This window comes from Gordonia hydrophobica NBRC 16057 (assembly GCF_001592365.1).
GTDB classification, from domain to species: Bacteria; Actinomycetota; Actinomycetes; order Mycobacteriales; family Mycobacteriaceae; genus Gordonia; species Gordonia hydrophobica.
In genome coordinates, this window is the sequence record NZ_BCWU01000007.1 from 1 (window position 1) to 22,202 (window position 22,202).

At 66.5% G+C, this 22,202-nt stretch carries 24 protein-coding genes; 5 read left to right on the forward strand and 19 right to left on the reverse strand.

The features are described from left to right. Positions 1 to 115 precede the first annotated feature (115 nt). From GH2_RS12545 to GH2_RS12575, 7 genes are all read right to left on the reverse strand, one after another. Positions 116 to 739, reverse strand: a complete 624-nt coding sequence (locus GH2_RS12545) for a TetR/AcrR family transcriptional regulator (RefSeq protein ID WP_066168481.1) — start codon at positions 737 to 739, stop codon at positions 116 to 118. Positions 740 to 876: 137 nt separating this feature from the next. Beyond that, positions 877 to 1,653 (reverse strand): phosphate ABC transporter ATP-binding protein PstB, encoded by a 777-nt coding sequence (gene pstB / locus GH2_RS12550; RefSeq protein ID WP_066168486.1) that lies wholly within the window; start codon positions 1,651 to 1,653, stop codon positions 877 to 879. Between the two features lie 3 nt (positions 1,654 to 1,656). After that, the gene (gene pstA, locus GH2_RS12555; protein ID WP_084247477.1) at positions 1,657 to 2,532 is read right to left on the reverse strand and encodes a phosphate ABC transporter permease PstA; all 876 of its coding nucleotides are present in this window, start codon (positions 2,530 to 2,532) and stop codon (positions 1,657 to 1,659) included. Positions 2,533 to 2,577: 45 nt separating this feature from the next. Continuing rightward, complete coding sequence (gene pstC / locus GH2_RS12560; protein ID WP_372434548.1) at positions 2,578 to 3,603, reverse strand: phosphate ABC transporter permease subunit PstC; 1,026 nt, start codon at positions 3,601 to 3,603, stop codon at positions 2,578 to 2,580. A 53-nt stretch (positions 3,604 to 3,656) separates the two neighbouring features. Continuing rightward, positions 3,657 to 4,727 carry a phosphate ABC transporter substrate-binding protein PstS gene (gene pstS, locus GH2_RS12565; RefSeq protein ID WP_084247478.1) on the reverse strand — a complete coding sequence of 357 codons (1,071 nt, stop codon included), beginning with the start codon at positions 4,725 to 4,727 and terminating at the stop codon, positions 3,657 to 3,659. A 181-nt stretch (positions 4,728 to 4,908) separates the two neighbouring features. Continuing rightward, positions 4,909 to 5,832: a mycothiol synthase gene (gene mshD / locus GH2_RS12570; protein WP_066168496.1), complete on the reverse strand. Its 924-nt coding sequence runs from the start codon at positions 5,830 to 5,832 to the stop codon at positions 4,909 to 4,911. Then, entirely contained in the window at positions 5,825 to 6,565 is a 741-nt protein-coding gene (locus GH2_RS12575) for a response regulator transcription factor (protein WP_066168498.1), read from the reverse strand. Before GH2_RS12575 ends, mshD begins: the two co-directional genes overlap by 8 nt. A 115-nt stretch (positions 6,566 to 6,680) precedes the next feature. Here GH2_RS12575 and GH2_RS12580 point away from each other — a divergent pair, with 115 nt between their 5' ends. The 4 genes from GH2_RS12580 (at position 6,681) to GH2_RS12595 (ending at position 9,674) form a co-directional block, all read left to right on the forward strand. Further along, on the forward strand, positions 6,681 to 7,595 hold the full coding sequence (locus GH2_RS12580) for an LmeA family phospholipid-binding protein (RefSeq protein ID WP_066168501.1): 915 nt from the start codon (positions 6,681 to 6,683) through the stop codon (positions 7,593 to 7,595). A gap of 275 nt (positions 7,596 to 7,870) precedes the next feature. Then, positions 7,871 to 8,698 carry a sulfurtransferase gene (locus GH2_RS12585; RefSeq protein WP_066168504.1) on the forward strand — a complete coding sequence of 276 codons (828 nt, stop codon included), beginning with the start codon at positions 7,871 to 7,873 and terminating at the stop codon, positions 8,696 to 8,698. Positions 8,699 to 8,735: 37 nt separating this feature from the next. Next, a complete protein-coding gene (locus GH2_RS12590; protein ID WP_066168508.1) occupies positions 8,736 to 9,041 on the forward strand; it encodes a DUF1416 domain-containing protein in 306 nt (101 codons plus the stop codon). Between the two features lie 132 nt (positions 9,042 to 9,173). Then, positions 9,174 to 9,674 carry a hemerythrin domain-containing protein gene (locus tag GH2_RS12595; protein ID WP_066168511.1) on the forward strand — a complete coding sequence of 167 codons (501 nt, stop codon included), beginning with the start codon at positions 9,174 to 9,176 and terminating at the stop codon, positions 9,672 to 9,674. A 75-nt stretch (positions 9,675 to 9,749) separates the two neighbouring features. On the opposite strand, the gene GH2_RS12600 is transcribed toward GH2_RS12595, so the two are convergent. From GH2_RS12600 to GH2_RS12640, 9 genes are all read right to left on the reverse strand, one after another. Then, on the reverse strand, positions 9,750 to 10,832 hold the full coding sequence (locus GH2_RS12600; RefSeq protein WP_066168514.1) for a 2Fe-2S iron-sulfur cluster-binding protein: 1,083 nt from the start codon (positions 10,830 to 10,832) through the stop codon (positions 9,750 to 9,752). Positions 10,833 to 10,847: 15 nt separating this feature from the next. Then, positions 10,848 to 11,174, reverse strand: a complete 327-nt coding sequence (locus tag GH2_RS12605; protein WP_066168517.1) for a phenol hydroxylase subunit P4 — start codon at positions 11,172 to 11,174, stop codon at positions 10,848 to 10,850. Positions 11,175 to 11,177: 3 nt separating this feature from the next. Next, positions 11,178 to 12,731, reverse strand: a complete 1,554-nt coding sequence (locus tag GH2_RS12610) for a YHS domain-containing protein (protein ID WP_066168519.1) — start codon at positions 12,729 to 12,731, stop codon at positions 11,178 to 11,180. 24 nt (positions 12,732 to 12,755) lie between these two features. Next, positions 12,756 to 13,040 (reverse strand): MmoB/DmpM family protein, encoded by a 285-nt coding sequence (locus GH2_RS12615; protein WP_066168523.1) that lies wholly within the window; start codon positions 13,038 to 13,040, stop codon positions 12,756 to 12,758. Next, a complete protein-coding gene (locus GH2_RS12620; protein ID WP_066168526.1) occupies positions 13,037 to 13,987 on the reverse strand; it encodes a ferritin family protein in 951 nt (316 codons plus the stop codon). The genes GH2_RS12615 and GH2_RS12620 overlap by 4 nt, the downstream gene beginning before the upstream one ends. Before the next feature lie 43 nt (positions 13,988 to 14,030). Further along, positions 14,031 to 14,423, reverse strand: a complete 393-nt coding sequence (locus GH2_RS12625; protein ID WP_066168529.1) for a hypothetical protein — start codon at positions 14,421 to 14,423, stop codon at positions 14,031 to 14,033. A gap of 116 nt (positions 14,424 to 14,539) precedes the next feature. Beyond that, positions 14,540 to 15,448, reverse strand: a complete 909-nt coding sequence (locus GH2_RS12630) for a LysR family transcriptional regulator (protein ID WP_066169172.1) — start codon at positions 15,446 to 15,448, stop codon at positions 14,540 to 14,542. Between the two features lie 69 nt (positions 15,449 to 15,517). Then, the gene (locus GH2_RS12635) at positions 15,518 to 16,189 is read right to left on the reverse strand and encodes a CoA-transferase (RefSeq protein WP_066168532.1); all 672 of its coding nucleotides are present in this window, start codon (positions 16,187 to 16,189) and stop codon (positions 15,518 to 15,520) included. Beyond that, positions 16,186 to 16,881 carry a 3-oxoacid CoA-transferase subunit A gene (locus tag GH2_RS12640; RefSeq protein WP_066168535.1) on the reverse strand — a complete coding sequence of 232 codons (696 nt, stop codon included), beginning with the start codon at positions 16,879 to 16,881 and terminating at the stop codon, positions 16,186 to 16,188. The genes GH2_RS12635 and GH2_RS12640 overlap by 4 nt, the downstream gene beginning before the upstream one ends. 294 nt (positions 16,882 to 17,175) lie before the next feature. On the opposite strand from GH2_RS12640, the gene GH2_RS12645 reads away from it, so the two are divergent. Next, a complete protein-coding gene (locus tag GH2_RS12645) occupies positions 17,176 to 17,793 on the forward strand; it encodes a heme-binding beta-barrel domain-containing protein (RefSeq protein WP_066168538.1) in 618 nt (205 codons plus the stop codon). Here the strand turns inward: GH2_RS12645 and cydC are convergent. Genes cydC through cydB form a run of 3 tightly spaced genes read right to left on the reverse strand, consistent with a single transcriptional unit; the run spans position 17,783 to position 22,195 of the window. After that, positions 17,783 to 19,435: a thiol reductant ABC exporter subunit CydC gene (cydC, locus tag GH2_RS12650; RefSeq protein WP_066168540.1), complete on the reverse strand. Its 1,653-nt coding sequence runs from the start codon at positions 19,433 to 19,435 to the stop codon at positions 17,783 to 17,785. The genes GH2_RS12645 and cydC overlap by 11 nt on opposite strands. Further along, complete coding sequence (cydD, locus tag GH2_RS12655) at positions 19,425 to 21,146, reverse strand: thiol reductant ABC exporter subunit CydD (RefSeq protein ID WP_066168542.1); 1,722 nt, start codon at positions 21,144 to 21,146, stop codon at positions 19,425 to 19,427. The genes cydC and cydD overlap by 11 nt, the downstream gene beginning before the upstream one ends. Then, complete coding sequence (cydB, locus tag GH2_RS12660; RefSeq protein WP_066168548.1) at positions 21,143 to 22,195, reverse strand: cytochrome d ubiquinol oxidase subunit II; 1,053 nt, start codon at positions 22,193 to 22,195, stop codon at positions 21,143 to 21,145. Before cydB ends, cydD begins: the two co-directional genes overlap by 4 nt. Positions 22,196 to 22,202 lie beyond the last annotated feature (7 nt).

Genomic DNA, 22,202 nt, shown 5'->3' on the forward strand with positions numbered 1-22,202 from the left:
GCCACACACACCACCCAGGCGCCCCTCAACGAACACCCTTGCGTACCAGCGAAACTCGCGATGGTCTTGATTCGCCCGGCAACTCCGTTCCCCCGGCTACTCGACCGAATTATGACTACTCGGCGACGACGGCATACCCCAGCAGCAACCGCGCTGCGCCTTCGGCGATGTGCTGAACAGTCGCCCGGTCGCCGGTGCTGAGGTAGTTCAGGGTCATGCCGTCGGTCATGGCGAGGACGATGGGCACGATCTCCGCAATCGGTCGGGTCCAGGTGATCCCGGCCGCGTCGGCGGCGGCGGAGAGCAGACCGGTGATCATGTCGTGGTAGCCGCGGTAGAGTTTCTCGCCCAGATGCTCCAGCCCGTCCGTTCGCTGGGCGTAGAGCGCCAACTCCACCAGCGCATGCTCGCGGTCACGGTGCTCGAAGAGGTCGTCGGCGAAGGCTTGAAACGCGGCAGCCAAGACATCGGCGATGCTCATCTGGGAGGCGGTGAACATCGCCGATGCCTGACTCAACCAACTGTCCATCGCGGACAGTTCTTGCGCGATCCCATGCTCGACGACCGCAGCGAGCAGTTCGTCGCGCGAGGTGAACGCATAGAACAGACTCGATTGACCGACCTTCGCCTCCTGGGCGATACGCCGGGTGGTGGCCGCCTCGACACCGTCGCGGGCGATCACACGCATCGTCGCATCGATCGCCAGTTCGCGTCGCTGTTCCACTGAAAGCCGGGCCATCACACTCCGAAGTTGATCAATTGATCGACTACTGTTCCTTGGCGACAGTAGCCACCTGTCCACCATAAGGGCAACCCCGGTCACGCCGTGCGCGACCGGGGTTGCCTGGTCTTATCGCTGCCGTTCGCAGCAATCCGTCACCCGAATCGACCGGAGATGTAATCCTCGGTCTCGGTGCGGACGGGGTTCGAGAACACATCGCTCGTCGCGCCGACCTCGATCAACTCGCCGGGCTTACCGACGGCCGCCAGGTTGAAGAAGGCGGTCTGATCGCTCACACGCGCGGCCTGCTGCATGTTGTGCGTGACGATGACGATCGTGTAATCGCTCTTCAACTCTGCGATGAGGTCCTCGATCGCCAGCGTCGAGATCGGGTCGAGGGCCGAGCACGGCTCGTCCATGAGCAGCACCTGCGGCGACACGGCGATCGCGCGGGCGATGCACAGACGCTGCTGCTGGCCGCCGGAGAGACCACCGCCCGGCTTGTCGAGACGGTCCTTGACCTCGTTCCAGAGGTTGGCGCCGCGCAGACTGGCCTCGGCGACCTCGTCGAGCTTGGCCTTGTCGCGCACGCCGGCCAGCTTCAGACCGGCGACGACGTTGTCTCGGATCGACATGGTCGGGAACGGGTTGGCGCGCTGGAACACCATGCCGACCGTGGTCCGGACACCGACCGGGTCCACGCCCTTGCCGTACAGGTCCAACTCGTCGAGCTTCACCGAACCGGTTGTGTAGGCGCCGGGTGTCACCTCGTGCATACGGTTCAGGGTGCGCAGCACCGTTGACTTACCGCAGCCCGACGGCCCGATGAACGCCGTCACCGACTTCGGCGCGATCTTCAGCGAGACGTCCTTCACGGCGTGGAAATCGCCGTAGTACACGTTCAGGTCGTCGATGGTCAGGCTCTTTGCCATGATTTAGCTTCTCTCCATTCGAGGCCCGGTGAAGCGCGACAGAATGCGCGCCAACACGTAGACGATCGCAACCGCGATGACCAGCGTGAGAGCTGCGCCCCACACGGTCTCGTAGCCGCCCGGCCCCTTGTTGTATTCCTGCAGCATCATCAACGGCAGTGATTCCTGGTTGCCGTCGAACGGGTTGTAGTTCATCGCGCGGCTCGCACCCACCAGGATCAGCACCGGAGCCGATTCACCCATCACGCGGGCGATCGCCAGCATGATGCCGGTGATGATGCCGGACATCGCCGTCGGCAAGACGATCCGAAGGATGGTCTTCCACTTGGGGACACCGAGCGCGTACGACGCTTCACGGAGTTCCTGCGGAACGATCTTCAGCATCTCCTCGGTAGCCCGCACCACCAGCGGCACCATGAGCAGCACCAGTGCCAACGCGACGGCGAAGCCCGAGCGAGGCATGTCGAGCGTGGTCCGCCAGACGGCGTAGACGAACAGCGCCGCGACGATCGAGGGAACGCCGGAGAGGACGTCGACCATGAAGGTCGTCACCCGCACCAGACTGAATCGGCGACCGCGCTTGGCGCCCGTGTCTGCGTACTCGACGAGGTAGATCGCAACCAGAACACCGAGCGGAATGGCCACGACCGCCGCGATGGCGGTCTGCATCAGGGTGCCGACGATGGCATTGGCTGCACCGCCGTAACGCTCGGAGCGGGTCCACCAGTCGATGTCGAGGAGCGGACCGATGCCCCGCGCGATCAGGGTGTAGATCAACCAGCCCAGCGGCAGGATGGCCAGCGCCACGGCCACGGTGACCGCACCGCGGACGACGTTGTCGGTGGCCTTCCGGCGCGGCGACAGTGTGGTCAGTTCCATGTCAGGTCTTTTCTCAGCAGTCGTGTTAGTCATGTCGCTCCTCTCCTACTCTCCTGCGCGACGCGAGATGACACCGCGCGCTGCAGCGTTGACGAGGAAGGTGAGCGCGAACAGGACCAGACCCGCGGAGATGTAGGCGCCGGTTTTGAGCGGCGAGTCGAACTCGGCGGCATTGTTCGCGATGACGGTCGCGAAGGTCTGACCGCTCTCCAACAGGTTGAAGTTGATCGGTCCGACGGTGGAGATGATGAGCAGGAGCGCCATCGTCTCACCCAGTGCACGACCCAGGCCGAGCATCGCGCCGCTGATGTATCCGGAGAACCCGAACGGCAGCACCGCGAATCGCACGACCTCCCACTGGGTGGCGCCGAGCGCGAGCGCGGCCTCCCGGTGCGAGTGCGGCGTCTGCGCGAAGACCTCGCGGGTGACAGCGGTGATGACCGGCAGGATCATGACGGCAAGGACGATTCCTGCCGTCAGCAGCGTGCCGCCGGTCGACATGTTGGCCACGTTCTGCGGGGTCTCGAAGAACGGCAGGAAGCCGAGATTGCTGACGAGCCAGTTGTTCACACCGACCATCGCCGGGCCGAGCACGAGAATGCCCCACAGGCCGTACACGATCGACGGCACTGCGGCCAGCAGATCGACGATGTACGCGATGGGTCCGGCGAGCCGCTTCGGTGCGTACTCGGTCACGAACAGCGCGATGCCGAGCGACACCGGCATGGCGATGATCAGGGCGATGACCGACACCAGCACCGTGGCGTAGAACTGCGCCGGGATGCCGAACTCGAGGTCGGTGCCCGACACCACCCAACTGCCGGTGTAGGTGAAGAAGTTGGCGGTGTTCTTGGCAAGCGCCGGAACTGCCTGGATCAGCAGGAACAGCGCGATGAGGCCGATGACGAGCGAGACCAGCAGGCCCGAGCCAGTTGCGAGGGTGCCCATGATGCGGTCCCCCAGACGAGAGACGGCCGAGCCGGCGCGATTGCTCGCGCTCGGCCCGGCTGCGGGTCCTCGCTGACTGGGCGCCGGGGCCGATGCGAGATCGGTTCCCAGCTGCTCGGACACGGCCGGTTCCCCGTCACTACTCGTGTGCGGGTTCACAGTGGTGTCCGGATTCGTCACAGCGCGTCGATCGTTCCACGCAGTTTGGTCTTGAAGGCATCAGGCAGCGGCACGTAGCCGAGCTTGTCGAGGCCCTCCTGGCCCTTGTCGAGAATGGTGGTGAAGGCGGACTTCAGGTCCTCGGAGACCTTGGAGTCGGAGTAGCCGGTGGAGCAGACGATCTCGTATGTGGTCAGCACCAGCGGGTACGCGCCGGCCTCCTTGAGTCCGTACAGCGCATCGGTGTCGACGACGAGGTCCTTGCTGTCCGGCTTGACGAACTTGGCGGCGTCGAGCGCTTTGCCCGCGGTCTCAGCGGTCAGGTCGGTGGCGCCTGCGCCGAAGTCGATGGCGGCCACGCTGAGGTCGTTCTCGGTCGCGAAGCCCCACTCGACATAGGTGATCGCGCCCGCGGTCTTCTTCACGGTGTCACCGACACCGGTCGACTTCGACGCGCCGCTGCCGCCGTGGCCCGTCCACTCCTTGGAGTGCTCGTACGGCCACTCGGTCGGAGCCGCCGTGTTCAGGTAGCGGGTGAAGTTGTCGGTGGTGCCAGAGCTGTCGCTGCGGTGGACCGGAACGATGTCGGTCGCGGGCAGGTTGGCGCCCGGGTTCAGCGCGCGAATGGCGGCGTCGTTCCACTTCGTGATCTTGGAGTCGAAGATCTTGGCGAGGGTCGGCGCGTCGAGGTTCACCTTGTCGACGCCGGGGAGGTTGAACGCAACGGCGACGGGGCCGGCGACGAGCGGCAGGTGCCACGCGTCGTTTCCGCCACAGCGAGCCTTCGCGTCGACGACTTCCTTCTCCTTGAGGGGAGAGTCGGAGCCTGCGAAGTCGACGTCGCTGGCCAGGAACTTCTTCACACCGTCGCCGGAACCCGACCCGGTGTAGTCGAGGATCGCGCCATCGTTGTCGGTCAGGACCGTCGCGAACTGCTCAATAGCCTTCTGCTGCGCGGTCGAGCCTTCACCGGTGATGGTGCCGGCGTCGGAACCACCACCGCCGCACGCGGTCAGGACGAGGGACACAGCGGCAAGGCCGGCGGCGGCGGAGCCTGCAGTGCGGACGAGCTTCGGGGACACGCTCATGGGAGTCGGGCGCCTTTCGAGTAGTTCAGGTAACGAGCCGAAACTATCGACACCCGGTTAGCGAAAGGAGGCCGAAGGGTTACCGCGCGGGCAACACTCGGGACGAGAAGGTGAACGGAAGATGGACGTCACGTTTTCACTCCGCGCGGCGCCTGCCACGCGGAGTGAATGCGGTGAGAGATCAGCTGCGCCGGTAGGCGATGTCCGCGGTGTATCGGGCGAACCCGAGCTTGGTGTACGTGTGCAATGCCGCGGTGTTGTCGCCCTCCACGTACAACTCCACCTCGTCAAGCGTCCGCCCGTCGACGCGGAGTTGCGCCATGTAGCGCAGTCCCGCGAGGGTCAGGAGCGCCCCGAGGCCACGGCCCTGCGCGGTCGAATCGACGCCGACGATGTACACCTCGCCGAGCGGCGCGGAACCGTCGTCGAACCGGTGGATCTTGGTCCAGTGGAAGCCGAGCAGAGCGTCGGGATCGTCCGCGTCGAAGGCGAGGAACAACCCCGTCGGGTCGAACCAGTTGGAGCCGGTGCGCTCGGCGATGTCTTTCGGCGTCCAACCGCCCTGCTCGGGATGCCAGGAGAAGGCGTCGTTGTTGACGCGGAGTACTTCGGCGTGGTCGGACGTTCCGGCGTATGTCCGCAGCAGCACATCGTCGCGCTGCGGCAGTTCAGGCAGCGGCTCAGCGACGGGCCTGCGTAGTCGGAGGAGTTCGCGCACGCGGTCGAGTCCGAGTGCGGCGGCGACTGCGGCCGCCGCGGGCAGGTCTCCGTGCGCCCAGATCTGCGGGGCCTCCGATCCCGGTACCGATTCGGCCGCAGTCAGCGCGGCGTCGATCAGCACGCGGCCCTCGCCGCGATTGCGGTAGTCGGGATCGACGACGGCCTCGACCATCGGTGCACCGCCGTCGCGGGCGGCGAGCACGTTCGCATAGCCGTGCTCGGTGAGCACATGAACGTCGGCGCCGGATTCGACCGCCAGACGCGCCTGCTCGGCGAGCGGCGGCACACCGTCTGCGCGTTCGGCGCGCGCGCAGAGGTCGTGCGCGGCGGCGATGTCGCTCGCGGTCAGTGGGCCGGTGATCACGCGGGGCTGGTTCTCAGTCATCACCTTCTAATGTATCCATCTCCGAGGCCTGGCTGGCGGTTTCTGACATCGAGGTCTCGGCGGTCGCGCGCCGCGGCGGCTTCACCGCCTTGTACCCGACATTCCGGACCGTCCCGATCAGCGATTCGTGGTCGCTGCCGAGTTTGGCCCGCAGTCGTCGGACGTGCACGTCCACGGTGCGCGTGCCGCCGAAGTAGTCGTAGCCCCACACCTCGTGCAGCAGCTGTGCACGCGTGTAGACGCGACCGGCGTTCTGCGCCAGAAACTTGAGGAGCTCGAATTCCTTGTACGTGAGGTCGATCGGCCGACCGCGCAATCGGGCCGTGTAGGTGGACTCGTCGATCACGAGTTCGCCGAGCGTGACCTTGTCGGCGGGCTGGTCGTCGTGCGCGGTGGTGCGCGTGGCCACCATCCGCAGCCGGGCGTCGAGCTCGCCGGGCCCGGTGCCGGGCAGCAGGAAGTCGTCGATCCCCCACTCGCCGTTCACGGCGACGAGTCCACCCTCGCCGACGATCGCGATCACCGGTGCGGTGTCGGTGTCGGAGACCAGGCGGCACAGGGTTCGCGCGGCGGCCAGATCGGCCCGCGCATCCACCAGGATCACCGCGGGCTCGCCCAACCGCACCAGCGACGAGGTGTCGGCAGGCAGCACCTCGACCCGATGGGACAGCAGCGACAGGGATCCCAGGGCGACATCGGCGGTCGCTTCGTCAGTCAACAGCAGCAGGTCCACACACCACTCCGCTCTCGTCGTGGCCTTGGGACGTGTTCTGGTCACGCCCCTGCGTTGTGGGCTGTCGATCGACGCTGGTCGCAGCACCCGGTAGTCAAATGACAGAATAGCGCCGATGCCTCGAACCTCTGACGACACCCCGAAACCCATGCCTCGTCGCGCCCTGCGGATCGGCGCGTGGATCGCGGTCGTCGCGGTGGTGGCCGCGGTCCTCGCGTTGGTGATCGACGACGTCGCCGCGTCTCGTGCCGAGCACCGGTTGGCTCAGTCCGTGCAGGCCTCGCCGGGCGTCGAGTTCGAGCCCGACGTGATCATGAGCGGCTTCCCGTTTCTGGCCCGGAGCGGTTCCGGTGAGTTCAGTTCGATTCTGATCAGTGCGGACGGCGTGCCGATCCCCGGCTGCACGGGGCCGCACCCGTGCCGATCCACGGTCGACGCCCGTCTGCAGGATGCGCGGATCGGCGACACCGGCGAGGTGAACCCGCGCACGGTGCTCCACGCGCAGGCGATGAAGGTCGAGACCCGCATCGATTCGCCGACTCTCGGGCGGCTGATGCACATCACCGACCTCTACATCAACACGCCCGCGCCGGACGACAAGGTCGGTGGCGGTGGACCCGGCGACGGGCTGCTGGAGCGCACCGATGGAATCATGATCAGTGGGACCGTGCCGCTGCCGGGTTCGCCTGCAACACAGAACGGGTATCCACCGTCGGCCGCCGCCTACACCGCACCGAAGGTGAAGGTCAGTGTCAGCGCGCGCGTCTTCGTGGTCGACGGTCGCATCCACATCGAGGCGACGGACTTCTACGACGGCCCCGAAGAGCACTATTCGGCGGAGGTCCCCGAGGAATTACATTCAGCGGTATTAAAAAGCTTCTCCATGGTTCTGCCGCGCTTTCAGATGGCGTGGGGACACACCGCGAAACATGCTCTGAGCAGGGGAAGCGACCTCGTCGCAAGCGGTGAAGTCGGACCCGTCGCGGTACGTCCGATCGACTACGCGAAACCGCTCCCCGACAGGTCGTGATCCGACGTTGTAGTGTCGGATTCATGCAGCAACGACGTGAGCTGATGCTCACACACAGATTGGCGATCGACCTCTGTCGTGTCGCCGCAGATCGCTGTCGCTAGCCGGGGACCGAACCGCCGGATGCGTGGCTGACGATCTCACCCGCACTCCGACCGTCCTGTCGCAGACTTCCCGATCCCCGACCACATACCTCTCTCGCCTTGCGCGGGAATCCCTCCATCTGTCGAATCACTTCGCTGCCCGCGCGGCGAAATTCTGAAAGGAATTCAAGAATGGCACGCTCCGATGCGCTCGTCAGCGCCGATTGGGCTGAAGAGAACCTCAACGCCGACAAGGTCGTGTTCGTCGAGGTCGACGAGGACACCTCGATCTACGACACCAACCACATCCCGGGTGCCATCCGCCTCGACTGGAAACAGGATCTGCAGGACGGCCTGCGCCGCGACTTCCTCGACGCCGACCGCTTCTCCGCTCTGCTGAGCGAGCGCGGTGTCGCCAACGACGACACCGTGGTCCTGTACGGCGGCAACAACAACTGGTTCGCCGCATACGCCTACTGGTACTTCAAGATCTACGGTCACAAGGACGTCCGTCTGCTCGACGGCGGTCGCAAGAAGTGGGAGCTCGACGGTCGCACTCTGAGCACCGACGCCGTCAGCCGCCCGGCCACCACCTACGTCGCACAGCCCGCCGACGCCTCGATCCGCGCCTACCGCGACGAGGTCATCGACTCGATCGGCAGCAAGAACCTGATCGACGTCCGCAGCCCTGACGAGTTCTCCGGAAAGATCTCGGCGCCGGCCCACCTCCCGCAGGAGCAGGCGCAGCAGCGCGGCCACGTGCCGACCGCACTGAACATCCCGTGGTCGAAGGCCGCGAACGAGGACGGCACGTTCAAGTCCGACGAGGCTCTCAATGCGCTGTACGCCGAGCAGGGCTTCGACGACTCGAAGGACACCATTGCGTACTGCCGCATCGGCGAGCGCTCGAGCCACACCTGGTTCGTGCTGCAGGAGATCCTCGGCAAGAAGAACGTCAAGAACTACGACGGCAGCTGGGTCGAGTACGGCTCTCTCGTCGGCGCCCCCATCGAGCGCTGAGCGCTTCTTCCGCGAATCTCCAGAGAGGACTAACGACATGTGCGCAGCCCCCAAGCAGGGTCAGACCCTCCCCGCAGGCGTCGACACCGAGAAGGAGACCGTCCTGACCGGCCAGGTTCTGGACGGCTCGGGCAACCCGGTCGCAGGCGCCTTCGTGCGTCTGCTCGACGGCACCGGTGAGTTCACCGCCGAGGTCGTCGCATCGGCCACCGGCGACTTCCGCTTCTTCGCCGCTCCCGGCAACTGGACGCTCCGCGCGCTCAGCTCGCAGGGCAACGGCGACGTGCAGGTTTCGCCCGAGGGCCCCGGCGTCCACAACCAGGACGTCACCGTCGCCCGCTGATCTCATCACCCAGAACCCCGGCCCGCCTCCTGTGGCGGACCGGGGTTCTGTCGTCTCAGCGTCCACGGCGACCGGACGACGCACGGTAGTAGGCTGAGTCAAGCGCCCGAATCGGACGCGGGAAGGGATGTCATGACAGCACCAGCCACTCTCGCAGAGGTCCTCACCGTCGAACACCGTGCGATCGACGAGGGCATCGAGAAGTTCGTCGCCGCGTCGCCCGGCGGATCCGTCCAGGAGTGGGCCGCACCGCTCGTCGACTCGATGGACGCGCTGCGTCGGCACATCTACCTCGAGGAGGAGCTCGTCTTCCCGCAGCTCCGGACCGGTCCGCTGATGATGCCGATCATGGTGATGCTGACCGAGCACGGCGAGATGTGGCGCCGGATGGCCGCGCTCGACGCGAAGCTCGCGTCCGACGGCGTCGACCAGGAGCCCCACCGCAGCGAGGCGGTGGCCGCCTGCCGGGAGATGCTGGAACTCCTCGACAGCCACAACGGCAAAGAAGAGCCGATCATCTACCCGCACCTCGACTCCGACATGGACGACGACTCCCAGGCCTTCCTCCGCGACTTCCTCACCGACGGCACCACCCCCGACGGCTGGGAGTGCGAGCGCGCCGCCGCCAGATAGTCGCGGGTATCCGCGTAGTGCAACGGGATCCGCGTAGTTCTGCGCGTTCTCCGGCGGGTTACGCGGATCCCCTACCTACCGCTTGATGAGCGGGCTGCGGACGACATGGGCGCCGTTGGCGCGGTCAGCAGCGTCGAAGAAGTCCTCGCGGTAGATGTCGCGCGGGAAGAGACGCGCCTTCATCAAGGCACGCATCGTGTCCTCCACCATCGCAGGGTTGCCGCAGATGTAGGCGACGTTGCCCCCGGCTCGAGGGAAGTCCTCGGTGAGCAGCGCGGGGACGCGCCCCTGCCGGCCGTCGCACTCCTCCCGCGAGACGGCGGGTCGGTACGAGAACCAGTCTCGTTCGTCTGCGACCTGCTCGAACCACTCGCGGTCGTAGAGTCCGTTCTCCAGGGCGACGCCGTGGTACATCACCACCTCGTGCTCCCATTCGCCGTCCTCATCCTCGATCGCCATCACTGTCTTGAGGATCGAGACCAAGGGCGCCAGACCCGTCCCGCTCCCGAGCAGCAGCAGCGGCTTGTCCCGATCCGGGCGGAAGTAGAACTTGCCGTACGGACCGGACAGCGTGACCACGTCGCCGACGGCCAGCCGGTCGAACACCCACCCGGCCGTCGCAGCACCATTCTCGGTGCGCTTGATGTGCAGCTCCACGCGGCCGCGCTCATGCGGAGCATTGGCGATCGAGTAGGGCCGGTCGTCGCCGTCAGGCAGATTCAGCTGCACGTACTGCCCGGCATTGAAGTCCATCGGCTCGTCCAGGTCGACGACGAGTCGCCGAACGTCGGGTGCGATCTCGTCGAGCACCGCGACCGTGCCAGAGAAATCGCGGACCGGATACATGGTGATCCCCTCCTCGATCTCCACGTCGCCCTCGATGACCACGTCCTCACGCGGCGTTGCGACGCACATCAGTGCGGCGCCCTCCGCGCGTTCGCTCTCCAGCAGCGCGTACGGCGACGCGTCGCCGTAATCGATCGCACCCTCGAGCACCTCGGCCTTGCAGGTTCCGCAGGTCCCGTGGGTGCAGGCGTGTGGCAGCCACACGCCGTTGCGCAGACAGGCGTCCAGGATCGACTGGTCCTCACGGCACTGCAGCTCCGTGCCGAGCGGTTCTACCGTGATGGTGTGCGTTGTGGTGGTGTCAGTCGTCATCGCAGGGTCTTCCCGTCAGGCCGTGGTGAATTTCAGGAGCGCCTTGTGCCCGATGCCCAGCTCCGTCAGCGACGCGGATCCGTCACCGGGATCGAGCGCGTCGTCGAAGAGCTGCCAGTCGGTGATCGAAGACGGCTCGAAGTCCGGATCCGACGCCGCCCACGGGTTCACGATCTCGGCGACGAAATCGTTGAAGCTCATGGCCTGGGGCGCACGGAAGCACGCCGCCGAGCAGAACAGCGGGTTGCCGCGCCAGTGCACGTACAGCAACTGGTCCTCCCCGAAGATCTCCGCGCGGTCGGCCGCAGGGTACTTGTACTCGTAAAGGGCCTTGACAGCCATGTCTCACGCCTCCTGGGTCTCGGTGTCGTCGGTGCTGGGGCTGCTGGAATGCCATTCCTGCCAGGAGACGTGATCGGGTGAACCCTTGTACTCACCGTTGTCGCCGTCCTGGATCCCGTACCACTCGAGTACTTCGGGGACCGTCGGTCCACCGCAGTTGCCTTGGTAGATCTGGTGAACCGGCAGCCAGGCCTGCACGTATTTCTCGGGCTCCCGTTCAAAGATCCACTGACATCCGTCACTGCAGGTGTGGTAAGTCTCGCCTTCGTAGTCGCTGTGACGGAAGGAGATCGTCGTCGGGTCGCCCGGCTCGGTGAACGCCATCGGCACCTGGCACACCTGACACAGCTGAGGGAGCCCCTGGAAGAAGACGCGACCGCCGTCGGCCTCGATCTTCCGGTGCTTCTCCCAGTTGGGCCCGTAGTGGGTGTCGAAGGTGTCGCCGTACTGCTCCGACAGCCATGCCATGTGGTCCGGCGTCGGGACCTGCGTGGTGAACGACGCTGCGAACGAGAAGTTGTGCAGGATCTTGTAGACCTCGTGCGAAAGCTTGTCCTTCTCCGCGATCGCGTCCTCGACGTGTCGCGGCGGGCGGATGCCGTAGAACTCCAGGTCTGGGAACAGCCCGCCGAGCATCTGCTCCTCGAAGTACAGCTCGAACGCCTCCTTCCAGCTCATCACCGGTTTCGGAAGCATGTAATCCATCATTCCGGCCACCAGCGCCGACATCCGGTATGCCCGCCAGAACCACTTGTCGATCCAATCCTGGATGATCGGAACGTTGTCCTCGTCCTGCTCCAGCAGGAATTTGATGGCTTCCAGCCCCAGCGTCATGTGGCGGCTCTCGTCCGACTGCGCCGAGAAACCGAACGACATGGTCGGCATATCGCCGTTGAAACTCGCGCCCGACATGAACGGCACGAACAGCAGGTTGGTCAGCAAGTACTCGAAGCTGAACGAGATCGAGATCAGGAACTCGAACGGACCGGCGGTCATCGCATCGTCGAACAACGACTTCGGAACCGACAGGTACCAGACGCGGTCGTGCATCTGCGACCACGAGTGGAAGCCCGAGTAGTACTTGTTATAGTTGCTGATGGTGTGGACCTGCGTCTGACAGTGACGCAGTTCGTCGACGCTCTGACAGAGCGCTGCGAACCGTGGTGCCGGGCCTTCGAGGTACCGCGCAAGGTATGCGAAATGGCGGTGCGCCTGATATTCGAGCGGCGTGACGCCCTGGATGAACAACTTGATCGCATTCAGGTACGACGCGTCCGAGACTGTCAGGTGCCCCTGACTCTGCGCAAAGCCGTCGAGCACCGCATACAGGCGCTTGTCCTTCTCCGCCTGATACTTGTAGTACGCGTCGACGGTCAGCCGGAACGGATCCTCCCAGCCGTCCCAGTCGTGGATCTTGATGCCCTCATAGCGGGTGTACGGGTACAGCGTGTCGTGATCGACGTACGACGGTTCCCAGTCGAGGTCGCGTGTCAGAGCCGAGTAGCGCTGTTTGAGTGGAAGCTTTTTGGCGCGTTTCGGAGTCGCTGCGGTGGTCATGTGATGTCTCCTCGTAACCTCTGGTCAGTGTTCCCAGGCGACGACGATCTGGTCGTCGTCCCATTCGGCGAAGTTGCCGGTGTAAGTGACGATGGCGAGTTGGAACTCGCCGGTCTCCCACTCGCGGCCCAGCTGGGCCTCCACGGATTCACGGTTGATGACGATCTGGCCGGGCGCGGACAGCTTCACCAGGCCGGGCAGCCTGCGCATCTCGACGTCCGGGTTGTCCGCCCGGATGGCCGCGATGATCGCGCGGTTCTCGTCAGACTCCTGCATGTCGATGCCCACGGGACGGGCTGCAGCGGTCATGCCGGCACCTCCGCTCCCACGGCGCCGTCGACGACGGCGGTCAGCGCTCCGACCGCCTCCGCTGCGCGGGCGCCCCATTCGGCGTCGATCCGGTCCAGAGTCGCGATGTTGGCCTCGCCGTGTTCGGGATCGGTGCGCCAGGATTTGATCAGCGAGTCGAGCCATTTCCGCTGGTCGGCGAACCAGGTGGTCAGGTATTGCGCGACCAGGCTGTATGCTCCCGCGCCGCCGAGCAGCGCACGGTCGTCGAGGCCGCTGTAGAGGGCCGGGTACAGGACCTTGTCGACGGCGTCGATCGCGAGAAGGCCCTCAGCCCAGTCCTCGACAATCATGATCTCTTCGACGAGCCGACGCAGCGGCTGAAGGTGGTCGGCACCCATCCACTGGGCCTTGGCCGCTTTGAGCACATCGACGGTGCCGACCCCCGCGGCGATCCCAATGCGCGAGAGCATCTGTGCGTTCCCGATGCGGTCGAAGGCTGCGAAGCTCGCGCACTGCGAGAGGGAGGTGCCGTACGCGAACCGCGATCCGGCCACGCTCACCAGTTGCGCTCCCGCTTCGTAATGGCGAAGCGGAACGACCACGTCGGCGACCACGCGGCGCCAGCCCTCCGGCAGTTTGGCGAGCAGCTCGCGGCTCTCCAAGTAGCCGAGAGTCTTGCCGAACTCGTCATGCAGCGCGGCCCGGTTGGTGACGTAAGGCGTGTAGTAGAACTGCCTCGGATCGGCGAACGTGTACGGATCGGTGAGCTTGAGCGCGCTGTAATTCGCGTCGTACAACTCGTGGTCGGGCGTCCACGTGGGCCGGTAGTGGAAGTTCTCCCGCGGCTCGATGTCGAGGGTGGCCTCCTGATAGCGGGTCGCCGGCTCGTCGCCGAACCGCTCGATGATGTTTTGGTACGTCTGCCGTTTCGGTTCGATGGTCTGGTAGCGCAATTCGAATTGCATCGATGTCTCCCGGTTGTGGGTTGGCTGCGGTGGGTGGGGTGTGTCAGTTGCCTGCGATGAGTTCGAGGACCAGCGCGGCCATCTCGTCCTCACCCGCCAGGCGTCGTGAGGTGTGAACGCCACGGACGACGAGCTCCGCGGTCGCAGTGTGTCCGGAGACGACGGTCTCGATCCGCGCGGTTCGATCGGCGTAGTCGAGGGTGAAGGCGAGGGCGCCGACACCGGTCTCGTCGGTGAGACCGAGCACTCCGACAGCGTCGTCATTGCCTGCGAGGACCGCGTTGGCCTCGCTGACCAGTTGCTCGGCGAGCGAACGGATGATGACCTGCGTGTCGGCAGCGTGCGCGACAGCCACCTCTTCGCTCGGCAGGGTCTGCGGCGCCGATATCGCACCGCCGTCGAGCAGGTCCTGCACCTGGTGCATGAACGGGGTCATTCCATCTCCTCCACTGTGTGGCATGAAGCATCGTTATCGAGCGATGAGATGAGCATCACACAGTATTGGGGGGCTGTGAAGTATTAGAAATACCCTTATTAAGACTAAGGAAGTCTTTATGGGTTCCCGGTCAGATCAACCTCCGGCAACACCCGATACAGACAAGCCAGCACCCGCTCCAGATCGGGCGACGGCGGCTCGTCGCGCATCGCCATCGCCAGTTCGACGGTCGGCACTTCACCCGCCAGGGGGACGTAGACCGCGCCGGTGATCTGCAGCTGTTGCACCGACTGCGGCACCAGCGCAACGCCGAGGCCTGCGGCGACGAATGACACCAGCGTGGCGGTCTCCCCCACCTCATGACGGATCACCGGCCGGAAACCGGCGCGCTGACACGCGTCGATCACGACCTCGAAGACGACGGACCGATTGAAACCGGAGTAGGCGACGAAGACCTCGTGTTCCAGATCCGCCACCTCGAGCGACGTGCGGGTCGCCAGCGGATGCGAGTGCGGAACCACCGCGACCATCGGTTCCGCGCCGACCACTTCGTAGCGCAGCCGACGGTCGTGCACCGGCGGCCGGAGGAAGCCGAGGTCGATGACGCCGTCGTGCAGCGCCGCCGCCTGCTGCGGCGTGAGCATCTCACCGTGGAGGTCGAGGTCGATGTCCGGAAGCTCGGCACGCAGACGACGCGCCATCGCGGGCAGCAGGTGATAGGTCGCCGAGCCGGTGAAGCCGATCGAGACCCGACCGATCTCCCCGCCCGCGATCCGCACCGCCTCATCGGCGGCCGCGTCGACCGACGCGAGGATCTCCTTGGCGCGCTCCAGATAGCGCTGCCCCGCCGCCGTCAACTCCACCCTGCGGGTGGAACGGTTCAGCAGAGTGACGCCGAGGTCCTCCTCGAGTTGCTTGATCTGCTGCGAGAGCGGCGGCTGCGCGATGTGCAGGCGCTGCGCAGCACGCCCGAAATGACACTCCTCCGCCACCGCGACGTAGTACCGCAAGTGCCTGAGTTCCACCGAGACCACCGATCCGTATTCCGGCCTCGACTGTAGACGCCTGCCGAGGGTCGCAGGCGTCGATCGACGTCAGTCCGCGGAATGGATGCGCGCAAGCAGCGCCGCGGGCTCCTCACCGAAGGTCTCGACGATCTGCGCGCCGCCCGAGCCGAGCTCGATGATGGCCTCGGGCGCGTAGACCCGATTGACGCATCCGACGCCGGTCAACGGATAACTGCACGACGGCACCAGCTTGGCGTCGCCGTTGCGGGCGAACAGCGTCATCATCACGAAGACCTGCTTGGCGCCGATCGCCAGATCCATCGCGCCGCCGACGGCGGGAATGGCGTCGGGCGCCCCGGTGCTCCAGTTGGCGAGATCGCCGTCGAAGGACACCTGGAAGGCGCCCATCACACAGACGTCGAGGTGCCCGCCGCGCATCATCGCGAACGAGTCGGCGTGGTGGAAGTACGACGCGCCCGGCAGCTCGGTGACCGGAACCTTGCCCGCGTTGGTGAGGTCGAGATCCACGTCGTCGCCCCGAGCCTGCGGACCCATGCCGAGCATGCCGTTCTCGGTGTGCAGTGTGACGGCGCTCTCGGGCGAGAGATGGTCGGAGATCTGCGTCGGACGGCCGATCCCGAGGTTGACGTACGAGCCGGCCGGAATGTCGGAGGCGATGCGCGCAGCGAGTTGGTCCATCGTCAACGGTGCGTCGCCGCCGCGTCGGGCGTCGGGTGCGAGGGTCAGCGGAGTGTTCATCGTGCGCCCTCCACGGCGAATCGGCGGGTCGGGGTGGCGATGACGCGGTCGACGTAAATCCCGGGGGTCACCACGCTCTCGGGATCCAGCGCGCCCACGTCGAGGATCTCCTCCACCTGGACGATGGTCGTGGCGGCGGCGGTGGCCATCACAGGACCGAAGTTGCGAGCGGTCTTGCGGTAGACCAGGTTGCCCGCCCGGTCGGAGCGGTGGGCGCCGATCAGTGCGACGTCGCCCTTGATCGGATATTCGAGCAGGTAGGTACGCCCGTCGATGACCCGCGTCTCCTTCCCCTCTGCGATCGGCGTGCCGACGGCCGTCGGACAGTAGAACGCGCCGATGCCCGCGCCTGCCGCGCGCATCCGCTCGGCCAGATTGCCCTGGGGAACCACTTCCAACTCGATCCTGCCCTCGCGATACAGACCGTCGAAGACCCACGAGTCGGACTGACGAGGAAACGAGCAGAGAATCTTGCGGACGCGACCGGTCGCCAGCAGCGCGGCGAGTCCGTGGTCACCGTTGCCCGCGTTGTTGCTCACGATGGTGAGATCCTTGGCGCCCTGCCGGATCAGCGCGTCGATGAGGTCGAAGGGCATGCCGGCCAGACCGAAGCCGCCGACCAAGACGGTGGCACCGTCCGAGATTCCCGCGACGGCCTCGTCGGCGTCGCCGCAGAACACAGTGGCACTCACGGGCACACTCCTTATCGCAGGTGAGAGAGCTGTCCCCTACGACGGTATGGCCTCCGATTCATACTGGCAATTACTCATTTACCGCCTATTGATAGCTGTTGAGTGTCACGGCCGCTCGAGGCTGAGCCGGGCTGTGATCTAGCGTGCACTCGACGGACTCGGTTCTGTCCGCGCACTGCGGGGCTGTAGTATCAGCAACGTGGTCCTCTTCTTTGAAATCCTGTTGGGATTGGCTTCGCTGCTGATCATCTGGTTCGCGCTGTACACGGTCTACAGACTGGTCAACGACGAGTCATGACCCGCTCCGGAAACGAAGCGATCTCCGACGCCGAACTCCGCGCTCAGGAGACGGCAGGCAAGAATCTGTCGCCCGTCGGCGATCTGCCCGTTTCTCCGGACACGGCCAACCTTCGCGAGGGCGCGGATCTGCATTCCGGCTTGCTTGCACTCCTGCCGCTCGTCGGCGTCTGGGAGGGCGAGGGCGAAGGTCATGACCCGCTGACCGGATCCGACTATCAGTTCGGTCAGCAGATCATCGTCGCGCACGATGGTGGCAACTACCTCGTCTGGCAGTCCCGTTCGTGGGTCCTGGACGAGCAGGGCGAGTTCGTCCGCCCCGACCTCCGTGAATCCGGCTTCTGGCGGATCAGCGAGGACGACAACATCGAACTCATGCTGACGCACGCCGAAGGCTCCATCGAGCTGTACTACGGCCGTCCGCTCAATCAGACGTCGTGGAATCTGACCACCGACGTCACCATTCGCACCGAGACCGGCGCCCACACCGGCGGCGCCAAGCGTCTGTACGGGCTGGTCCCCGACGGCGACCTCGCCTACGTGGAAGAGCGCGTCGACGCCGACGGCGATCTGACCCCGCGTCTGTCCGCGAAGCTCCGCCGCGTCATCGGCTGAGTTCCAGCACCGGAACGTCCACGCCCGACACGTCCTGGTGCGTCACCACGACCACCGTTCGGTCGCCGAAGAGATCGCCGCAGATCAACGACATCAGCGTGTCCGCGTCCGCGGCGTCCAGGTGCTCGGTGGGTTCGTCCAACAGGACCACCGGCGCCGGGTGCACCAGCGCGCGAGCGAGCAGCAGGCGCCGACGCTGTCCGCCGGACAGGGCCGCCGCGCCGCCGACCAGCCTCTCGTCGAGCCCGTCCGGCAGCCCGGCGAGCCACTCTCCCAGTCCCACCTGCGTGAGGACGGCGACGGCCTCGTCGTCCGTGACGTCGCCGCGCGCCACACGCAGATTCTCCCGGACTGTGGTCGAGAAGACATGTGCGTCCTCAGCGAAGTAGCACACCGAACTCCGCAGCCGGGAGCCCTCGACGACGACCGTCCCCGCAAGCGGCGCGCGCAGACCGGCAAGAGTCAGCAGCAGGGTCGACTTACCGACCCCACTCGGTCCGACGACGACCTGCCGCGCGCCCGGCACCAGCCGCAACTCGGCGAGCGTCCCCAACGGATCCGTCCATCCCCAGGCCAGCCCGTCCGCCACGAGTGAGACCGGCCGCGGGTCGACGACGGGATCGGCCTCCTCGACGCCGTCGGCCTGGGCTCCGTCGACCAGCGCCAGAATGCGCCGGGCGGCCTGCCGACCGCTCTCCCACGCGATGCCCGCCTCGGTGAGCGGCGACGTGGTCTCGAACGACGACAGCGGCAGCAGGAGCAGCACACCGAAGAGCATCGGCGTGATCGCCTCCCCCGACGAGACGTCGGCCAGGGAGCCCGAGAGGCCGGACGACAACTGCACCGCGATGAGCGCGGCGGCGAGGACGCTGACACCCATCGAGAGCGGCGTGACGGCTTGGGCGGCGGCTTGCCAGCGCATGCCCGCGTCCTCGGCGCGTTCGGTACGACGATCCGCCTCCGCCACGGCGTGCAGCACCCCTGTGCGAGCCCGCGCGACGGCCAACTCCGGACCGTGCCACAGCAGCGACGACGCCGCATCGGTCACGTCTTCGCGCGCGCGGGCGGCGTCGGCGACCTTGCGTGACGAGCCGCGTGCGGCGAGCCAGGGCGCGAGGACGCCGCTCACCAGCAGCGCAACCGCCAAGATCACTGCCGCGGGGACCGAGACGACCGCCATGATCACCACGGCGCTGAGTGACGTGACGGCACCGATCGCCATCGGGAGGAGGCCTCGGATCACCGCGCTGCCGACCTCGTCGACGTCGTCGGCGGTCCGGGACATCACTTCGGACTGCCGCAGTCCGACGGTGAAGCCCGCCGAACCCTGCGAGAGCGCTCGGTACAGCCGAGTGCGGGCATCGGCCATCGCCTGCAGCGCGACGTTGTGTGTCGCGAGGCGCTCCAGGTAGCGGAACACGCCGCGCGAGATGCCGAGGGCGCGCACCGCCGTGACGGCGACCGACAGGTAGAGCACCGGCGGCATCTGCCAGGCACGGGTGATGAGCCACGCCGACAGCGCGGCGAGGCCGAGCGCCGACAGCGCACCGGCGACGCCGAGCAGGATCGGAACGACGAGTCCACGCCACCGCAGCCCGGTGAAGGCCAGTACGGCGACGACGGGATCACGATCAGCGTGCATACTCGGTCTCCTCGGCGAAGTCGACGATGTGATCCGCGGCGGCGAGCGTCGCGGCGCGGTGCGAGACCATCACGACCGTGTCGCCCGCGCGGGCCCGTGCGGTGAGCGCCTCGACCACGCGGTCGGCCGTGGCGTCGTCGAGATGGGCGGTGGGTTCGTCGAGCAGCAGGAGCGGCGCCGGCGAGGCGAGCGTCCGGGTGAGCGCGAGGCGCTGCCGCTGGCCCGCGGACAGTCCGGCCCCGCCCGCACCCAGGATCGTGTCGAGTCCGGCGGGAAGATCGGCGAGGACCTCGTCGAACGCCGCTGCCCGGGCCGCGTCACGCACGGCGGCGTCCGACAGCGGCCCGAACAACGCCAGGTTCTCGGCAACGGTCCCCGGCACGATCGCGGGATGCTGCGGCAGCCAACCGACCTCCCGATGAAACTGCTCGGGAGCCAGACTCTGCACGTCGGTGTCTCGTACCAGCACTCGCCCCTCGTCGGGACGCTGCAGGCCCAGGATCGCCGCGACGACAGACGATTTGCCGCAGCCGTTGGGTCCGGTCAGCACCGTCAACGTGCCCGGACGGATGCGCATCGACAGGCCCCGCGGCGCCCAGCCGTCACGGCCGTGCAAACCGAGCCGTTCGACCGCCACCTCGGCGCCTCGAACCGGAACGTCGACACTGACCTGCTGTGTTCCACGTGAATCAACACCGCCCGCGTCGATGATGTCTAGGACGTCGTCGGCCGCGGCGACACCGTCTTCCGCGTTGTGGAACTGCGCACCGATCTGTCGCAGCGGGTGGTAGGCCTCGGGCGCCAGCACCAGCGCGAGGATGCCCGCATAAAGGCTCATGTCGCCGAACACCAGGCGCAACCCGATGCTGACGGCGACCAGCGCCACGCTCAGCGTCGCCAACAGTTCCAGTACGGCGCCGGACAGGAAGGCGATCCGCAGCGAGCTCATCGTCGTGCGACGCAGCCGTTCGCCCAGGTCGGCGACCTGCCCGGCCGGTCCGTGGGCGCGGCCGAGCGCCCGCAACGTCGGCAGCCCGGTCATCAGGTCGACGAGTCGGGCGTTCTGCCTGCTCATCGCATCGAGTTTGCGGCGCGTCCGGTCGCGCGTCACGAGGCCGATCAGGACCATGAAGATCGGGATCAGCGGCAGCGTGACGACGATGATGACGCCGGAGAGCAGATCGGTCCACAGCACCACCGCGACGACCAGCGGGGTGATGATCGCCGTGGAGAGCAGCGCGGGCAGGTATCCCGACAGGTAGTCCGACAGCCGGTCGAGGCCGCGCAGGACCACCGTCAGCGCGTGCTCGCGGTGAGTGAGCAGGTCACGGGGTGCGGTTTTGGCGGGATCGGTCATCGTGTCGAGGGCGGCGACCCGCAGTTCGTCGATGGTCGCGTGCGCGGCACGACGACCCACCCGGTCGCCCGCGTACGTCATCGCGGCCCGGGCCGCCACGGCGACCGCCAGCACGGCCAGGTGCACCGCCTGCGCATCGAGATTGCGCGTGGCCGGATCGGTGATGATCTCGGCGCCCAGCCCGGCGAGCGCGATCGCGGCGGCGACGGTGGCGATCAGCGTGCCTGCCGCGAACAGCGCACTCGCGATCACCGAGCGGCGCGCCGACCGCGACGCTCGCAGCAGCCGAGGATCGAGCGGCGGACGACGTCGGCCCGACGTCGCCGCCGAGTCCGTCGTGTCCGCAGGCATCATCGACTCGACTTCTGCAGCGGTAGCCCGATCGACGACGGAATCTGTTCCACCGACAGCCGCTTGCGGAACACCCAGTAGCTGTACGCCTGGTAGCCGATCACGACCGGCGTCATGATCCCTGCGGCCCAGGTCATGACTACCAGCGTGTAGTGGCTCGACGAGGTGTTCGCCACGGTCAGCGAGTACGCGACGTCAGTGGTGGACGGCATCACGTCCGGGAACAGCGAGCCGAAGATCATCACTGAGACGCCCGCGATCGCGATGCAGGTCGCGAAGAACGCCCAGCCCTCACGACGCGCGATGGTCGCGATCACCATGCCGACGGCGGCGACGGCCGCGACGGCGACGACGCCCCACGTCCACGTGTGCCCGTACGCCACCTGGGTCCACAGGAGGAAGGCGGCGGCCACGACCGCCGTCGGGATCGCCAGGCGGATGGCGCGCTTCTGCGCGTCGTCGCGCATCTCGCCCGACGTCTTGAGTGCGACGAACACCGCCCCGTGGGTGAGGAACGCGAGCAGCGTCGTCGCTCCGCCGAGCAGCGCATAGGGGTTCAGCAGGTTGAAGAAGCCGCCGGTGTACTGGTGCTCGGCATCGATCGGCAGGCCGCGCAGAACGTTCGCGAACGCGACGCCCCACAGGATCGCCGGGATCCACGACCCGAGGCCGATCCCGACGTCGCACCAGCGACGCCAGCGGACGTCGTTGATCTTGCCGCGCCATTCGATGGCGACCACGCGCACGATGAGCCCGATCAGGATCAGGAACAGCGGCAGGTAGAAGGCGGAGAACATGGTGGCGTACCAGCCGCCGAACGCCGCGAACAGCGCCGCTCCGCCGGTGATGAGCCACACCTCGTTGCCGTCCCACACCGGGCCGATGGTGTTGAGCAGCAGTCGACGCCGCTTGTCGGCCAGGATCGGATCGTGCGCATCGTGCTTGTCCGGCAGCGTCATCAGCATGCCGACGCCGAAGTCGAAGCCTTCGAGGACGAAGTACATGGTGAACATGGCCGCGATGATCACGAACCACAGGTTCTCAAGAGTCATCTGATGC

Excerpts from the sequence above, each read along its gene's own strand:
- GH2_RS12545 (WP_066168481.1), bottom strand. The coding sequence starts at position 739 with ATGGCCCGGCTTTCAGTGGAACAGCGACGCGAACTGGCGATCGATGCG.
- GH2_RS12645 (WP_066168538.1), top strand. The coding sequence starts at position 17,176 with ATGACCCGCTCCGGAAACGAAGCGATCTCCGACGCCGAACTCCGCGCT.
- cydD (WP_066168542.1), bottom strand. The coding sequence starts at position 21,146 with ATGATGCCTGCGGACACGACGGACTCGGCGGCGACGTCGGGCCGACGT.
- GH2_RS12580 (WP_066168501.1), top strand. The coding sequence starts at position 6,681 with ATGCCTCGAACCTCTGACGACACCCCGAAACCCATGCCTCGTCGCGCC.
- GH2_RS12610 (WP_066168519.1), bottom strand. The coding sequence starts at position 12,731 with ATGACCACCGCAGCGACTCCGAAACGCGCCAAAAAGCTTCCACTCAAA.
- GH2_RS12595 (WP_066168511.1), top strand. The coding sequence starts at position 9,174 with ATGACAGCACCAGCCACTCTCGCAGAGGTCCTCACCGTCGAACACCGT.
- GH2_RS12625 (WP_066168529.1), bottom strand. The coding sequence starts at position 14,423 with ATGACCCCGTTCATGCACCAGGTGCAGGACCTGCTCGACGGCGGTGCG.
- GH2_RS12615 (WP_066168523.1), bottom strand. The coding sequence starts at position 13,040 with ATGACCGCTGCAGCCCGTCCCGTGGGCATCGACATGCAGGAGTCTGAC.
- pstS (WP_084247478.1), bottom strand. The coding sequence starts at position 4,727 with ATGAGCGTGTCCCCGAAGCTCGTCCGCACTGCAGGCTCCGCCGCCGCC.
- GH2_RS12600 (WP_066168514.1), bottom strand. The coding sequence starts at position 10,832 with ATGACGACTGACACCACCACAACGCACACCATCACGGTAGAACCGCTC.
- GH2_RS12635 (WP_066168532.1), bottom strand. The coding sequence starts at position 16,189 with ATGAACACTCCGCTGACCCTCGCACCCGACGCCCGACGCGGCGGCGAC.
- cydC (WP_066168540.1), bottom strand. The coding sequence starts at position 19,435 with ATGCACGCTGATCGTGATCCCGTCGTCGCCGTACTGGCCTTCACCGGG.
- pstA (WP_084247477.1), bottom strand. The coding sequence starts at position 2,532 with ATGGAACTGACCACACTGTCGCCGCGCCGGAAGGCCACCGACAACGTC.
- GH2_RS12605 (WP_066168517.1), bottom strand. The coding sequence starts at position 11,174 with ATGGCTGTCAAGGCCCTTTACGAGTACAAGTACCCTGCGGCCGACCGC.
- GH2_RS12590 (WP_066168508.1), top strand. The coding sequence starts at position 8,736 with ATGTGCGCAGCCCCCAAGCAGGGTCAGACCCTCCCCGCAGGCGTCGAC.
- pstB (WP_066168486.1), bottom strand. The coding sequence starts at position 1,653 with ATGGCAAAGAGCCTGACCATCGACGACCTGAACGTGTACTACGGCGAT.
- cydB (WP_066168548.1), bottom strand. The coding sequence starts at position 22,195 with ATGACTCTTGAGAACCTGTGGTTCGTGATCATCGCGGCCATGTTCACC.
- GH2_RS12620 (WP_066168526.1), bottom strand. The coding sequence starts at position 13,987 with ATGCAATTCGAATTGCGCTACCAGACCATCGAACCGAAACGGCAGACG.
- mshD (WP_066168496.1), bottom strand. The coding sequence starts at position 5,832 with ATGACTGAGAACCAGCCCCGCGTGATCACCGGCCCACTGACCGCGAGC.
- GH2_RS12585 (WP_066168504.1), top strand. The coding sequence starts at position 7,871 with ATGGCACGCTCCGATGCGCTCGTCAGCGCCGATTGGGCTGAAGAGAAC.